Consider the following 14547-nt stretch of genomic DNA (forward strand, 5'->3'; position numbering starts at 1 on the left):
AGTCGGCTGCCTGTTCACCGTCGCCGGGGGAGCGGTCGCCACACGAGGTGCACCAGCCACCATGATCGACGCAGACATGGTCGTCGGCCCACCACCCCCGCACGCCGCGCCGCCGCCCCGGGCAGGCGGGCGCGGATGCAGCCCGCGCCCACCGGCACACGGCGGCGAACGGTGGCCGAAAGAGCACGGTGGTTGCCGGAGGGACGGTGCTCAGGCGAAGAGGTGCGGTCCGGCCGGCTTCCGGGCACGGCTCATTGCCGTACGCCCGTGTGCGGCACCGACCCGACCGCCAGGACATTGCCCTCGCTGATGTATCCGTCGGGGTCGTCGAGAGGATGCGCGGAGCTGCCGGGGTCCAGATAGCGCTGCCACTGCGCGCTCAGGCCCAACTGCAGCGCCTGCCCGGCCAGCTGGGCGCACGCGGACTTGTAGAACTCCTGCGCGGCCGGGGACAGCGGGGCGTGGTGCTCGATCAGGAGTGTCTGCTGCCGTACGCCGGTGAACCCCGCCCGCTTCATCCGGCGGTACAGCTCACGGGAGCGCAGCAGCTGGCGGGCGTAGCCCGGCGCGGATCCCGCGGCGCGGAAGAAATCCGTGAACAGGTACGGGTCCCCGGGCCGGGCGGTGATGAGATGGGCGTCGAGGTCCTTGACGGCGACCGTACCGCCGGGCCGGGTGACCCGCATCATCTCCGCGAGTGCGGCATCGAGTTCGCAGTCGTCGAGATACTGCACGGTGTTGGAACACCAGACGGTGTCAAAGGAGTCGTCCGGGTGGGGGAGAGCGAGCACGGTCCCCTGCTGGACGTCCACCGGGCAGACGGGCTGCTGCTCCTGGACGCGCCGAGCGGCGAGCGCCGCGTTCTCCTCGGCGAGATCGACAGCTGTGACGCGGCCCGTCGGGCCGACGAGTGCGGCCAGACGGGGAATGAAGTCGCCGGCGCCGCAGCCGGCGTCCAGAACATGCTGCCCGCGCTCGACACCGGCCTGTTCGAGGAGGTGCAGATAGGGCTTCTCGCATGCCCTGAAGTGCGAGTCGACGATGGTGTGGTGAGTGAAACCCAGCCCGGTCGACGAGGTGTAACCCCAGGCCTCGTGGTCGTCGGTCAGCAAGCGGGGACCTCGATCCTGTCCAGGAGCGCGCACAGCGCCGCGGTGACAGCGCCGGGGGCTTCCAGCGGCTGCAGATGACCGGCGCCTTCGACGGTGACCAACTCCCCCTGGGGCAGCGCGTTCACGCTGTGCCGGGATTCCTCGGCAGAGACGAGTTCGTCCTCGTCCCCGGCGATGACCACGGCGGGCACCCGGGTGGCGCGCAGGGTGTCGGTGTCGTCCGGTCGCGCGGCGATGGCCCGCTGCGCCCAGGCCAGGGCGGCCGGGTCCGCAGCCCTGGCATCTTCGAGCACCCGCGCCAGGACGTCGGGCCGGGCGCCGCGCGTGGTCGCACCGAGGAGCCGGGGCGTGACCTGCGAGAGCATTGCGTCCCGCACCCCGTCGGCCATGACCGCCTCGGCGAACCGCAGCCGCTGCTCACGCACCTCGGGGGTGTCGGCGGTGGCGCGGGCCGACAGCAGTGCCACCGCGGCGGCCCGGTCGGGGTGCCTGCGCAGGAAGGCCATGACGACGTAGCCGCCCATGGACGATCCGGCGAGCACGGCCCGGCCGATACCCCGCGCGTCGAGCACGCGCGCCAGGTCGTCGGCCACCACATCGAGCGAGGGCCGGGCGTCACCGAGCGGCGCCGAACCGAAGCCGCGCTGGTCGAAGGCGACCACGGGGTGGCCGCGTTCACTCAGGGCACGCTGCTGCGCCTGCCACATCGACGAGTGGAGCGAGAGGGCGTGCAGCAGCACCACGGGCATCCCGGCCCGGTCCTTTGGACCCCGGTGCGCGGTCATCGGCTCGCCCCCGCCTCGGCCGCGGTGATGAAGTCGTGCACAGGGGCGGGCAGTTCACGGCCGCGGCACCAGGCCAGGGTCACCGGGGCGGCCGGCAGGTCGTCGATCGGGACGATACGAACGGCGGGCGGCGCGATGTCCGCGAGCGAGACGAGCGAGATGTGCACCGCGCCCGCCCCGGCCACCAGACGCATCATCGTGGGCACGTCGGTGACCTGGTGCCTGCGGTGGATGGGGCGCCCGGCGGGGGTGTGCCGCGGAACGACCTCGTCCCACACATAGCCGGGGAGCTTGCCGGGACAGTCGAAGGCGTCGTAGTCGGCGAGATCCTCGACGGAGACCGAGCCGTGGGCGGCGACGGGGTGGTCGGCGCCCACGACCGCGGCACGGGCGTCGTACGTCAGCACCCGGCTGGTGACGAGATCCGGCTCCCTCAGCCCGAACTTGACGATCATCACGTCCAGCGTGCCCCGGCGCAGCTCCGCGAACGGGTCGGCGATGTCGTACTGGCTCAGTCGTACCGCCGACTCGTCCCATCCGGCGGTCCTGATGACGCGGGAGGCCACTTCGGCGGAACCGTGGTAGCCGAGCCGTACGCCTCGCCCGGTGGCAGCGGTGGCAGCGGTGGCAGCGGTGGGCGCGGTCGGGTCCGGCGCGGTCGGGCCGGGCTCCGTCGGGCCGGGTGGGGCGGTCGGATCGGGTCGGGTCGGTTCAGACAAGGAGAGCCTCCTCGGACAGTCCGGCGGCGGCCTTCAGCCGGCCGGGGCTTTCGGTGACGACGCGCAGGGACACGAGCCGTGCGGGCACCCCGACCAGCCGGGGCACCTGCCGGAGCGTCAGCCGGTCACCGGGGGCGATCAGTCCGTCCAGCACGGCTTCGGCCAGGACGTGGTTGAGGTGGACCAGAGCGTCGGAGACGGTGCATCCGGCGACGGCCACAAACAGCTCGCGATGGACGCTCGGCCGACTGCGCACGCCGCGGCTCGCGGGGAGCTCTATCAGGCTGTCCGCGCGAGCCGGCAGCGCGGCGGGGCCGTCGAACAGCTTGAGCAGTCTGCCCAGGGAGGCCGACTGCGCGGCAGGGGCCGGCGCGGTCCAGGCGACGGAGAGATCCTCGGCGACGTGCGCGAAGGAGAACCGTTCGCGCAGGTGGGCGGGGTTTCCCGCGAGAAAGACGGTACGGGTGAACGACCGGCGCCACGCGGCCGCCGTCGACGCGTCGAGCCCGAAGGCGAACGCACAGGAGGCCCGGATCCACTCCGCGAGATCGAGGTGCCGGACGACCACGGTGGCCGTGACTCCCCCGTCGTCGCCCTGCGCGGCGATATCGGCCCGAGCCGCCATCAGGCCCGGCAGGGACGTGAGGTCATGGCGCCCGGCCAGATCGGGGCGGACCGACGCGATCCGCCGCGCTGCCGCCGCGCACAGTTCTGTCTGGGCGGGCGTCACAGGAACACCGCCGTGAGCAGGTCGAGCGAGGCAGGGGCGCGTCGCTTGCCCAGCAGATGCGACGTCAGCCGGTAGGGGTCGACGTACAGATGGTCCTTGCGGTGTCGCGCCAGCCGCTCGGCCAGCGCGGCCGGCGGCTCCTGCCCGGCGGCGGCCAGAAGCCGTTCGGCGCGCCGGAAGCACTGGTGCAGCAGATCGGCACGGAACGACTGCTGCTGCCCGGGGCCCAGCACGGCGATGAAGTACAGCCGTACGCCGAGGTGCACCACTGGCTCGTCGTGCTGCGCCTGGGCCGCGGCCAACAGCGTCCTGGCCTGGTGGTCCTGCCAGCCGCCGTGCCGGGCGGAGCGGATACGGCCGTCGATGGGCACCCGGCCGACGGGCACACGCCGGACATCCGGGCCGAGCGCGTTGAGCACCCGGGCGAGCAACTGGTAGTCCGGGTCCAGCTCACTGTCGTACAGCAGGACGACCTCGTCGAAGCCGGGGGCGAGCGCGAGGAGTTCCCGCAGTGCGCAGGCCAGGTAGTTGGGGCGGCCGTCGGCGGTGACCAGCTGCCGCAGTGGCAGCCCGTACCGCGTCAGATCGAGATACACCGGCCCGCCGACCTGCCGCTGGTCCAGGCACATGCCCAGCGTGTCGAGCCAGGCCAGGGTGTCCTCGAGGCCGAGCCCCGGCGGCTGGTGGACGAGCAGACCCGGATCGTGCAGCCCCAGGCCCGCATAGTGCCCGGCCCACAGCTCCAGCACCCTGGCGCTCGCGGGATGGACCCAGCCCGCCTCGGCGGCCTCCGCGTACGGGCGCAGCGCCTGGGCGGGCGCGGGCTGCGCCGCGGCACGGAAGTCCACGTACAGCTCGCCGATCTCGTCCTCGGTCAGACCGCTGTAGTCGCTGTCACCGCGAGTGCGGTCGGCGAACTCCCAGAAACCCAGGGTCTGTTCCGTCGGATGGTAGGTGGTGTGGCTGTAGCGGTAGGTGACGTCGGCGAGGTGACACGTGGCCCGGTACATCACATCCGTCCACAGCAGTCCTTTGAGATGACTCGGCGTGAGCGGCTTGGACGGCGTCACCGTGATCGGCGCCAGCAGGACACGGCGGCGGTCGGTGGGTAGAGCGTACGGCTCGGGCGCCGTGGTCACGGCGGTCATACAACAGCCCCCTGCGCTTCGGCGAGCAGGCGCAGCAGATGGCCGCGCGTGGGGCCCTCACGCCGCGCCGCCGGACCGCCGGCCTGCCTCACCCGTGCCACGAACTTGTCGTCGCCGAACACCTCCGCCGGTGTGGCCAGGGTCATCAGCATGCGGGTGAGTCCCCGCCATACGACACCGTCGACGCGGGCCGCCGAAGCCACCTCCTCGGCAGTGGGCAGGCCGGAGCCGGCGTCCGGCACCGGCGGCAGGGGAGTGCCGTTGACGGCGGCCCGCCAGCGGGCGACACGGACACGGTCGGCCGCGGTGGACTGCTCGTACCAGGGCAGGAACAGCTCCTGCGTCATACGGGCGACGGCCCGGCGCTGGGTGGTGTCGATGTCCTGGTGCACGGCCAGCACATCGGCGAGGCGGAAGGCGTGGTCGAGTGCGAGCGACATCCCGCGCCCGAAGAGCGGGTTGGTGACACAGGCCGCGTCACCGACGGGGAAAAGCCCCGCGACCGGACGCTGGTGCGAAGTGGCCGTGCCACGCAGGGTGTTGGGAGGGCTGGTGATGGCGTGGACCGGGGAGATCGGCTCGCTCACTCCGTCCTCCAGCCAGGGGCCAAGACCCGGAGTGGCACGTGCCACCGCGGTGAAACCGGCCCGGGACCGCAGCCCCGCCATCGACCGGTCGCCGGGCAGCGTGGCCAGGGCGATGGAGAAGGTGTCGTTGTCGCCGGGGTGCAGCACTCCGGCGTAGTGGTCCCATATGTCGCCCGCGGCGTTCCCGCGGCCGAGCGGCCCGGGCAGTTCGGCCGCGATCAGGCGGTAGAAGCGGGTGTAGCCGCTCAGCCCCGACGGGCTCGTCCTGTCGTCGGCGACCGGGACTCCGGCGATACGCAGCCAGGTACGGGACAGTGCCTGGCGTCCGGTGGCGTCCACGACGACATCGGCGGGCACCCGCGTGCCGGCCGCGGTGACGACGGCGCGTACCCGGTGTTGCCCGGGGTCGAGTTCCAGGCCGCCCACCGCCGAGTCGTGCCGGACGGTGACACCGGGAAGCGCGCACACCGCCCGGTAGAGGATGAGCTCCAGGCTGGAGCGGCGGCAGCCGAGCGCGACCAGTTCCTCGTCGCCGGGCTCCCGCGCGCCGTCCGTGGCTCCCGCCGGCACGGTGCCGGTGAGATCCAGCGTCGGCGCCCCCGCCGCCCGGGCCCCGGCCAGCACCTGAGGTGCCCGCTCCCGCAGCACGCGTACGCCGAGCGAGGTGAGTGTGTGGGAGTGGATGCCCTGAGGGACCGTGGGGCGCCGCCAGCGTCCGGCCGCCTCCGCTACGGACCACTGGGGCGGGGGCGCCGCGCGCTCGAGGACCAGGACGCGGTAGCCGATTCCGGACAGCGCGAGGGCGGAGGCGAGACCGGCGACACTGCCACCGACGATGACCGCGGTGGGCACGTCAGCGCCGCCTGCCGTGGACGAAGAACACCCGCCGGACATCGCGCTCCGTGCGCGGCGGCACCGGGTCGGGCCAGCGGCCGAAGCCGGCGCCCTCTTCGCCGGGCTGGAGCGCCTGCGCCGTGTATCCGCAGCTCTCGAAGAGGGCCTCGGGCTCGTCGGTGCCGAAGAGCCAGGGACAACCCCAGTCCGCGAACACATCCAGCAGAGCGCGCATATGAGGCAGGGTCAGTGCCGCGGAGTTGACGATGTCGGCCGCGATACGGCTGCCGGGCGCCGAGATCGCGGCGACCCGCTGGAGGATACGGTGCGCGTCCGCCTCGGGGATGTAGTAGAGCAGCCCTTCGAGCAGCCAGGTCGACGGGAGCGTGGGGTCGTATCCGGCCGCTCGGAGGCTCTGTTCCCAGTCGGGCGAGGTGAGGTCGACGGCGACCTTGCGGTGGTCCACGCCGGGCGCGGCCCCGCCGAGCCGCTCCTCCTTGTACGCCAGCACGGCCGGCCGGTCGATCTCGAACCAGCGGACACGGTCCGGCCACGTGAGGCGGTGGGCACGCGAGTCCATGCCGGCGGGGGCCAGCACGATCTGGGTGGTGGCCGGATCCTCGGCGGCCCGCTGAAGGTAGTCGTCGAAGAACCGCGTGCGGATCGCGTTGTAGTCGGGGGTGCTGGGCACGGAGCGCTCGCGGCCGGCCGGGAAGGTCGCGTTGCGTATCTCGGCGAGCAGCGCGGGGCCGATCTCACCGGCCAGCACCGCGGCATACGGGTCCTCGTAGAGCCGGTCCTCGCGCAGGGTCTCGGCGGCTCGCAGAGCCGCAGTGAGCAGCGCGGTCCGCTCGACGGCGTCCAGTGCAGCAGTCATGCCTTACATCCCTCCATGCGTTCGTCGGTGCCGGTCGCAGTGCCGGCCTGAGTGCCGGTCAGCCGTTCCCACTGCCCGGCGTCCTGCCTGAAGAGCCGGTCCTTGACCTGAGTGGGCCGGATGCCGCCGCCGACCGATTCCTGCCAGTCGTGCAGGAACGCCGCCGGGTCAAGACGCAGCAGCGACAGGGCCCCGAGTCGGTTGTCGGCGCGGGCTGTGCGGTAGCCGGGCGACTCCTGGCCGATGGCCTCGTCGAGCAGCGCGGTGAAGCGCAGGGCCTCGTCCTCGCTCCACGGGATACGGGGTGCCACCGCGAACTCGTATGCCGCGGCACGCCGTCCGGGGGGTGCCACCCGGCAGGCGGCGTTGGTCACCTCCAGCCCCGTGGCGCCGAGCGCCGAGCGCAGCGCCCTGATCACCTGTGCGTCGCGCAGCCGCTCCCCGGCGTGGTCGGAGCGGGTGCTGCGGCCGGTGTACTCGAGCCGGGGCACGCCCTCCGCGCGGTCGACGACGCGTACGACATCACCGACCGCGTAGCGGTACAGGCCCCCGACATGGCTGAAGATCACGTGGTAGTCGCGGTCCGGTTCGAGTTCGTGCTGCAACAGGGTCGGGGTGTCCGGGCCGAGATCCCCATCGGCGTCGGCGAACTCGTACAGGGAGGCGGTGACCACCAGGCTTCCGGCGGACGGATGCCGGTCCAGGGCCACGCCGACTGGTCCCTCCGAGGCGGCCACGGGTGCGGGAAGCAGCGTCACGCCGGCCCCGTACTCCTCGCGCAGCCGCGGCAGATAGAGCGAGGCGACCCCGGTCGTCCAGCAGAACAGTGCGCGCATGTGGGGCCAGATGTGCGCCGGCCGTACGGTGCCATGGCGTTCGGCGTACCGCTCCAGCTCGGCCGCACGCCGCGGATTGGGGGTGGTGTGCGGCTGCCCGTTTAGGGTGCCGTCGCGGACCTCCTTGACGATCCGGCTCCACCACAGGTTCAGCTGGTACGGGACCGCCGCGACCATCGCCGGATTGATACCGATCACACAGCGGACGTCGCTCTCCACCGCGAGGCGCAGCCGCAGATACATCTTCTCCAGGTGCTCGCCCGCCTCCACCGGGACCGGCAGTGTCCCCCACCGGGCACCCGTGCCCGGTTCGGCGGACAGCGGCTCACCGAACTTCGCCCCGAAATCGACCTGGCTGGCGCCGACATGGGGGCGGCCGGATGCGGTGGTGGGCGGCGCGGCCAGCGGGTCGTGCTTGAGATTGAGGACCGCGTCCGGGTTCTCGAGCACATCGGGGAAGTGCTCGATGAGCGGTGCCCAGGCGGCGAAGTAGAAGGGGAAGAAGGTCGTCTGCATGAAACGGGGAGTGACCGGGATCTTCTTGTGCGCTCCGGTGCTGCCGCTGCTGGTGAAGAACAGTGCCGGCCGGTCCGCGGTGAGCACGTTCGTCTCCCCGGCCGCGGCACGCTCGATCCACGGCGCCAGGTCCCCGTAGCTCTGCACCGGTACCGCCCTGCGGTAGTCCTCCAGGGTGCGCACACGGCCGAACCCGTGTTTCAGGCCGTACTGCGTACCGGCGTTGAACTCCAGCAGGTCCTCCAGGACGCGGCGCTGGTGGCCTGCCGCGTCGGCGAAGGCGGCCCGCAGCCGCCGCCGCTCGCCGAAGACGCGCTCGCGGTAGCGGCGCAGTCCACCGGTGTCCGTACTGGATTCAGCCGAGCTCATGGGTGAGCACTCTCCGTATCGCCTCAGCGGTCCGTGCGGGCCCGTCCTGTTCGCCGATCACGGTCACCGGCAGTCCACGGATCTCGTCCCGCATGGTCTTGGCCAGATCGTTCTGATAACGCTCGAACTCCTCGCGCTCCGGCCGGGCGCCGTAGTACTCGAGGCAGTTGAGGTCCGCGCCCTGATGCGAGCGGGCCCAGGCACTCCCGGGTGTCACATCGAGATAGATCACTCGGCGCGGCCGGGGGAAGGACCGCCACCAGGTGACCATCGGGTTGTCCTCCGCACCCGCCAGCCGGCACTTGGCCAGCAGCTTGTAGTAGTACGAGTCGACGACGGCCGGGCGGCCCGGGTCGTCGTGCAACAGCCGGTCGCGCAGATGGAGAACGGCTGTCTGGAGCATGGTGGCGAAGAAATCCGGCGACCAGGTGTCCTCCCCGGCCACCGCGACATCCCTGACGACGTCCCGGCGCAGTCTGCCGATGAGGGCGTGCTCAGGGGCGAGGAAGGCGTCGTCGGCCGAGAGCAGCCGCCAGGGGGCCGACGAGCGCCGCAGATGTGCCAGTGCCGATGACTTGCCCGCGTAGTCGGGACCCAGCAGGACGCAGAAGGCGGGACCGGCGGTGCCCGGCGCCCGGTCCTGCGGCAGCGGGCCGGTTTCCTCCGGCAGCGGGCCGCGGCGGCGCGTGGCGTGGTCGTTGCTGAGGGCCATGGCGGTGCACTCCCCTGGGGCCGGGCGTGATGGAGACAGGCGAGGACCGGGCGGCTCGGCGAGCGGCGTGGCCGGGGCTCCCGGCCGGACACGACGCGGTGGTCCGCCGTGTCGCACCGGCCGGCGCCGCCCGGGCCGGTACGGATCAGGCCGTGGCGAGACCGCGCTGGAGAGCCGAGGCGATCTCCACGCAGCGGGTGGCCTGGAAGGCGACCGAGGCCAGGTTGTCCGAGGTGGCTTCCTGGGTGCCGTTGGCGGAAACACTGCTGGCGCCATAGGGGTTGCCGTTGCTGGCGGCGAACTGCACCTGGTCCGCGTAGCCCGGAGGAACGATGATCGAGCCCCAGTGGTAGAACGTGTTGTTCAGCGCGAGGATGGTCGACTCCTGACCGCCGTGCACGGTCGACGTGGAGACGAACGAGGAGACGACCTTGTTCACCAGCTTGCCCTGTGCCCAGAGCCCGCCGGTGGTGTCGATGAACTGCTTGAGCTGGGCGGCCGGCAGTCCGAAGCGGGTCGGGCTGCCGAAGAGGACGACGTCCGCCCACTCCAGGTCCTCGACCGCGGCCACCGCGACATCCCGGGTGGCGTCACGGTGCGCGACCCAGGCCGGGTTCGACGCTATGGCGTCCTCCGGAGCGAGCTCGGCCACCTGGCGGAGGCGGACTTCCGCACCCGCTTTCTCCGCGGCTTCGGCGGCCGCCCGGGCCAGCTGGTGGACCTGACCCGTGGACGAGTAGTAAACGACGGCGACGTTCGTCACGTGCGTGTGCTCCCTCTGACTGGATGTGCGGGTGTGCCGCCGGGGCTGGCACACCGAGGCGTCTATGGCCTGAATGGTGTCGGTGGCGTGTGGGCCGCGGCTGACTCTTCCGCACCGGTGACAGGCCGACAAACGGCCGGAACGGACTTGGTCACGTATGACGCCGGCCGTTGCGCGGGGCGGGAGGAGACCCGCCCCGCGGCCTCAGACGATCTTCATGGTGGCCATCATGCCCATGGCACCGTGATCGAACATGTGGCAGTGGTAGACGTACTCACCCCGGTAACCGGTGAACGTGGCCTGGAGCTTGACGGTCTCTCCGGCGGTGAGCGTGATGGTGTCCTTCAGCCCGCTCTCCGGGCCACTGGTGACCGGCCGGCCGTTGCGCTCCAGCACCCGGAACTGCACCAGATGCATATGGAAGTTGTGCGGAGCGAACTGGTTGACGTTGCGGACGGTCCAGATCTCGGTCGTGCCGTAGCGGATCTCGGTGTCGACACGATTCGGGTCGTAGAGCTTCTCGTTGATGTACGCCTTGGGCTCCGGCCGGCCGTCCTCGTCCATCCGCAGGTCGATGGTGCGGTTGACGGTGGCGGCTGCGAGAGCGGGCAGAGTGCGCAGCGTGGCGGGAACCGAACTGTCGTCCTTCGCGGTACGGGTGACGTCGAAGCGCATCACCTTGCCGACGTGCTCCATCGGCCCCGGACCCTGCTCGTTGATGAGCTCGATCGAGGTGCCGACGGGGTACTGGGCGAAGTCGATGACGATGTCGGCGCGCTCACCGGCCGACAGCTTCAGCTCGTTCGTCTCGTGGGGCGTGGCGAGCAGACCGCCGTCGGAGCCGATCTGTGTGAACGAGCCTCCGTTGGACAACTTGAGGGTGAGGAACCGCAGATTGGTGGAGTTCAGCACCCGGAAGCGGTACTTGCGCGCGGCCACCTGGAAGTACGGCCAGGGCTTGCCGTTGACCAGGATGGTGTTGCGGTTCAGGAAGTCGTCCATGACGTAGACGAGTTGGTTGTCCGCGTCGAAGCGGGCGTCGCGCAGCAGGATCGGCACGTCGAACTCGCCCGAAGGAAGCGGCAGGTTCTGTTCGGCACGGTCGGTGAGCAGGTAGAACGCGGACAGACCGCGGTAGACGTGCTCGGACTCGTAGTGGTGCGCGTGGTCGTGGAACCACAGATTCGCGTGCGACTGGGTGTTCGGATAGGTGTAGTTGCGCCGGCCGCCCGGGGCGATGAGGTCCATCGGGGAGCCGTCGTGCTCCGGCGGGACATGCGCGCCGTGCAGATGGACGGCGGTCGGCGAGTCCAGTGCGTTGACCTGCCTGACCACCGTGTGCCGGCCGGTCGTCGCCTTGATCGTACGACCGGGGAAGGAACCGCCGTACGTCAGGACCCGGGTCTTGGCACCGGGGAGGATCTGCGCCGCGGTCTCCTGCATGGTCACGCCGTAGTAGGACGTGCCGGCGGATACCATCGACGGCTTCAGCACCGGTATGAGCGGCATCGGCACCGCGTACTTGACGATGGTCGCCGGATCGAGATCGGCGGCGCGGGCCACGCCCGCGGTCAGCAGCGGCGCCACCAGGCCTCCGCCACCGACCGCAGCGGCCGTGCCGATACCGGCTCTGAGAAGGGAACGACGAGAAATCATGGCTTCTTCCCGGAAGGACATGGCTGAGTACGCCCCGCGCGTACGAGGCGTCCCAGCGACTGGAGGGGGGACCGTGCGCCGGTCGGGAGTCCCGTGGGCAGCTGGGCCGGAGCGGTCAGTCACCGGCCTCGCGTGAACGCAGGAGCAGCATGCAGGGTCAGCCGGCCGACCGGCATGTGTGTTCGGGCGAATATGTCAGTTTCCGGCTGGACGGACGGTGATCTGCCCCGTCACTTCCCGCTGGTCGATGTCGGACGTCCGGACGGTCACCGTCACCTGCCACCGCCCGGCCACGGACAGCTGGGCCTGCTGCCCCGTGTAGCGGCCCGTGCCCTGGTGGACGAGTGGTACGTCGAGCCGTCCGATCCCCCGCTCGGGCAGGGCGAACCGCACCGTCGCCTCCGCCACGTCCTTCAGCTGGCCGTCGGTGCCGAAGACGAGCAACCCCACCTCGTTGCGGCCCGCCACACCCGGGGACAGGCCCACCGACACCTCGCCCCGTCCGCCCGGCCCGCCCGTGTCGAAGGGCAGGCGCACCCGGGAGACGGTACGGGCGGGGTGCCCCATCGCGGTGTCCTGCGGTCCCGCCTGCCGGCTGCGGGCTTCCTCCCGGGCCGGAGCGGTCCCGGTCAGCGCGGCGGTCACCGCCACCACGGCGACGGATACGACGACCTCCGTCAGTACGGAGCGCCGCAGTCCCTTCCGTACCCGGGTGACACCGGGTGCGTCGGGTCCTCCGGCAGGTTCGGGGTCTCGGGCAGGTTCAGGGTCCCGGGCCGATCGGGGTGCGTCAAGTGCGTCCGCCGTGGCCCGCATCCGCCGCGCCGCGCGCCGCGAGAAGAACGCCACCGCGAGGACCACCGCGACCAGACTCGCCTTGATCAGCAGCAGTCGGCCGTAGGCCGTGCCGGTCAGGTCCGACCATCTGCCCAGCTGCCGCCACGAGGCGTACAGACCGGTCAGCACCATCACCGCCACGCACCACTGAGCCAGCCGGGAGAAACGCTCCGCCGTTGCGGCCGTGCACGCGCGCAGCGCGGGCAGCAGACAGGCCAGCCCGCCCAGCCAGAAGGCGATCGCCACCAGATGCGCGCTGTCCATGGGCACGGCGACCGGGACGTCGAACAGTGCCTCCTCACGGCCGGCACCCGCGTGCCCGGTCACCGACCAGGTGGCGGCCAGGCCGAGCACGAGCAGCGCCCCGCCCGCCCGGATCCAGCGGCCCGGCGGCCCGCCCGGGCGAAGCCGCGTCATGAGGAACGCCGCGGCGGGCGCCAGCAGCAGGACGCGCAGGGACAGGGCCCGCCCCAGTTTCGAATCGAGGGTGCGGCTCAGCACGTCGCGCTCCCAGACCGATGTGAGCTCGAGCCCCTCTCCGTACGGGCCGTACAGTGCGACCAGCCCCATCGCGGAGAGCAGCACACCGCTCCAGCCGCCGATCGCCAGCCGGCGCGCCCAGGTGCGGCTGCCGCCCTCGGGGCGGCACAGCAGCAGGAAGGCGCCCGCGCCGGTCAGCAGCGCGAACGCGGCGAACGCGACCCCGCGCAGAGTGTCGTACACCCAGCGCACCACCGGATCCCCGCGCACCCGCAGCGCCGAGGCGTCGACCGCGGTCGGTGACCGTTTTCCGACGGAGAAGGTGTAGGCACCGCTGATGGCGTGCGAGTCGGCCGAGACCACCCGCCAGGCAACCGTGTACGTGCCCTCCATGAGGCCGCTCTTCAGCGGGATCTCCACCCGTCTGTCGCTGCCGCGGGCGAACTCGGCCTTGCCCCTGTGCACCGGTTCGCCCCGGGGGTCGAGGACCAGCACCGCGTCGCGGCGCAGCTCCACTCCCTCGTTGAAGAGCAGCGACACGGTTGCCGGTGCCATTGTTTCGACCGCGCCGGTCGCCGGGGAGGAGGACTCCAGCAGTCCGTGTGCCTTGGCCGGCGACGCGCTGCCCACCACCACGAGCAGGCCGGCGGTCAGCAGGGCGAGCCCGAGGAGCAGCGCGACGATGCGGTCACGGCGCGTCCGGCCGCGACGGTCAGCAGCCACCGGGGTGTTCACCGGCCCGCGGCGCGTCCGCGACGCAGACCGAACACACCGAGCGCGGTGCCGGTCACACCCACCGCGAGCGAGATCCAGGCCACGGCCCGCGCGGTGGAGTCGGACGCAGAGGCCGTCGGCGCGGGCGTGGCCCCGGCATCTGCCGCATGGGCGCCCGTCTGCTTGGCACCGTGCCCGTCCTCACCCGCGCCCTTGACCAGCCGCAGTATCGGAGCGGGATGTTCCGGCTCCTCGCCCCCGGCCCGGGGCTCCTCGATCCAGCGCACGACCTCGCCCCCTTCGTATGTCTGCAGCGCCTTGAAGACCAGCGCCTCGGCGTCCTCGGGCAGCGCACCCATGGAGACCGGGAACTCCTGGTACTGACCCGGCGCGATCCGCCCTCCGGACCACACGATCCGCGTGACGGCCTCCGTGACCTGCTTGCCGTGCGAGGAAAGAGGCCTGGACGGCTTGGACTTGGTCACCTCGGCCTTCCAGCCGGGTACCTCCTTGATGCGCACGGAGGACAGCGGGTGCTGGGCCGGCAGATCGATCTGGATCTTCACGGTCGCCGCGTCGTCGCGCTCGTTGGGGACGCGGAACACCACCGCGCTGTATCCGCCCTGCTCGGCCTGGCCCGGCTGGACGCTGACATGGGCCACGGCAGGGACGGCGGCGATCAGGATGGCGGTGGTGGCCAGACCGATGACGGAGGCCCAGCGGCCCGCCGAGCCCGCTGTTGAGGTCCTGGGTGTGCGCATGTGCTCGTCTCACTCCGTACGGGACGCCCGGCGGACATTGCCGGCCCGACTGCTCGAGCGGCACCACCGGAAGTGGTCAGGAGCCGCGATGCTAGGCAGCCCGGCGCAGGA

At 71.7% G+C, this 14547-nt stretch carries 13 protein-coding genes; all 13 read right to left on the bottom strand.

The window, feature by feature from the left end:
* Positions 1–251: 251 nt before the first annotated feature.
* The 13 genes from OG883_RS34860 to OG883_RS34920 all read right to left on the bottom strand — a co-directional run bounded on the left by OG883_RS34860 (position 252) and on the right by OG883_RS34920 (position 14436).
* Positions 252–1112, bottom strand: a complete 861-nt coding sequence (locus tag OG883_RS34860; RefSeq protein WP_266550206.1) for a class I SAM-dependent methyltransferase — start codon at positions 1110–1112, stop codon at positions 252–254.
* A complete protein-coding gene (locus OG883_RS34865; protein ID WP_266550209.1) occupies positions 1106–1861 on the bottom strand; it encodes an alpha/beta fold hydrolase in 756 nt (251 codons plus the stop codon). Before OG883_RS34865 ends, OG883_RS34860 begins: the two co-directional genes overlap by 7 nt.
* 32 nt (positions 1862–1893) lie before the next feature.
* Entirely contained in the window at positions 1894–2616 is a 723-nt protein-coding gene (locus OG883_RS34870; RefSeq protein ID WP_266550211.1) for a LysR substrate-binding domain-containing protein, read from the bottom strand.
* Positions 2609–3346, bottom strand: a complete 738-nt coding sequence (locus OG883_RS34875) for a DUF6182 family protein (RefSeq protein ID WP_266550214.1) — start codon at positions 3344–3346, stop codon at positions 2609–2611. Before OG883_RS34875 ends, OG883_RS34870 begins: the two co-directional genes overlap by 8 nt.
* Positions 3343–4494 carry a hypothetical protein gene (locus tag OG883_RS34880; protein WP_266550217.1) on the bottom strand — a complete coding sequence of 384 codons (1152 nt, stop codon included), beginning with the start codon at positions 4492–4494 and terminating at the stop codon, positions 3343–3345. The genes OG883_RS34875 and OG883_RS34880 overlap by 4 nt, the downstream gene beginning before the upstream one ends.
* Positions 4491–5933, bottom strand: coding sequence for an NAD(P)/FAD-dependent oxidoreductase (locus OG883_RS34885; protein WP_266550220.1), 1443 nt, complete (start codon positions 5931–5933; stop codon positions 4491–4493). Before OG883_RS34885 ends, OG883_RS34880 begins: the two co-directional genes overlap by 4 nt.
* 1 nt (position 5934) lies before the next feature.
* Positions 5935–6792: an SAM-dependent methyltransferase gene (locus OG883_RS34890; protein WP_266550222.1), complete on the bottom strand. Its 858-nt coding sequence runs from the start codon at positions 6790–6792 to the stop codon at positions 5935–5937.
* Positions 6789–8513 carry a GH3 auxin-responsive promoter family protein gene (locus OG883_RS34895; RefSeq protein ID WP_266550225.1) on the bottom strand — a complete coding sequence of 575 codons (1725 nt, stop codon included), beginning with the start codon at positions 8511–8513 and terminating at the stop codon, positions 6789–6791. Before OG883_RS34895 ends, OG883_RS34890 begins: the two co-directional genes overlap by 4 nt.
* Entirely contained in the window at positions 8500–9225 is a 726-nt protein-coding gene (locus tag OG883_RS34900) for a hypothetical protein (protein WP_323181031.1), read from the bottom strand. The genes OG883_RS34895 and OG883_RS34900 overlap by 14 nt, the downstream gene beginning before the upstream one ends.
* A 145-nt stretch (positions 9226–9370) precedes the next feature.
* Positions 9371–9988 carry an NAD(P)H:quinone oxidoreductase gene (gene wrbA / locus OG883_RS34905; protein WP_266550228.1) on the bottom strand — a complete coding sequence of 206 codons (618 nt, stop codon included), beginning with the start codon at positions 9986–9988 and terminating at the stop codon, positions 9371–9373.
* Between the two features lie 204 nt (positions 9989–10192).
* Complete coding sequence (locus tag OG883_RS34910) at positions 10193–11644, bottom strand: multicopper oxidase family protein (protein ID WP_266550231.1); 1452 nt, start codon at positions 11642–11644, stop codon at positions 10193–10195.
* Positions 11645–11839: 195 nt separating this feature from the next.
* Positions 11840–13684, bottom strand: a complete 1845-nt coding sequence (locus tag OG883_RS34915) for a copper resistance protein CopC (protein WP_266550233.1) — start codon at positions 13682–13684, stop codon at positions 11840–11842.
* Between the two features lie 8 nt (positions 13685–13692).
* A complete protein-coding gene (locus tag OG883_RS34920; protein WP_266550235.1) occupies positions 13693–14436 on the bottom strand; it encodes a YcnI family protein in 744 nt (247 codons plus the stop codon).
* Positions 14437–14547: the final 111 nt, after the last annotated feature.

The organism is Streptomyces sp. NBC_01142 (assembly GCF_026341125.1).
GTDB lineage: Bacteria > Actinomycetota > Actinomycetes > Streptomycetales > Streptomycetaceae > Streptomyces.

Coding starts and splice junctions, on each gene's coding strand:
- OG883_RS34865 (WP_266550209.1), bottom strand. CDS start 1,861: ATGCCCGTGGTGCTGCTGCACGCCCTCTCGCTCCACTCGTCGATGTGG.
- OG883_RS34880 (WP_266550217.1), bottom strand. CDS start 4,494: ATGACCGCCGTGACCACGGCGCCCGAGCCGTACGCTCTACCCACCGAC.
- OG883_RS34890 (WP_266550222.1), bottom strand. CDS start 6,792: ATGACTGCTGCACTGGACGCCGTCGAGCGGACCGCGCTGCTCACTGCG.
- OG883_RS34895 (WP_266550225.1), bottom strand. CDS start 8,513: ATGAGCTCGGCTGAATCCAGTACGGACACCGGTGGACTGCGCCGCTAC.
- OG883_RS34900 (WP_323181031.1), bottom strand. CDS start 9,225: ATGGCCCTCAGCAACGACCACGCCACGCGCCGCCGCGGCCCGCTGCCG.
- OG883_RS34910 (WP_266550231.1), bottom strand. CDS start 11,644: ATGATTTCTCGTCGTTCCCTTCTCAGAGCCGGTATCGGCACGGCCGCT.
- OG883_RS34920 (WP_266550235.1), bottom strand. CDS start 14,436: ATGCGCACACCCAGGACCTCAACAGCGGGCTCGGCGGGCCGCTGGGCC.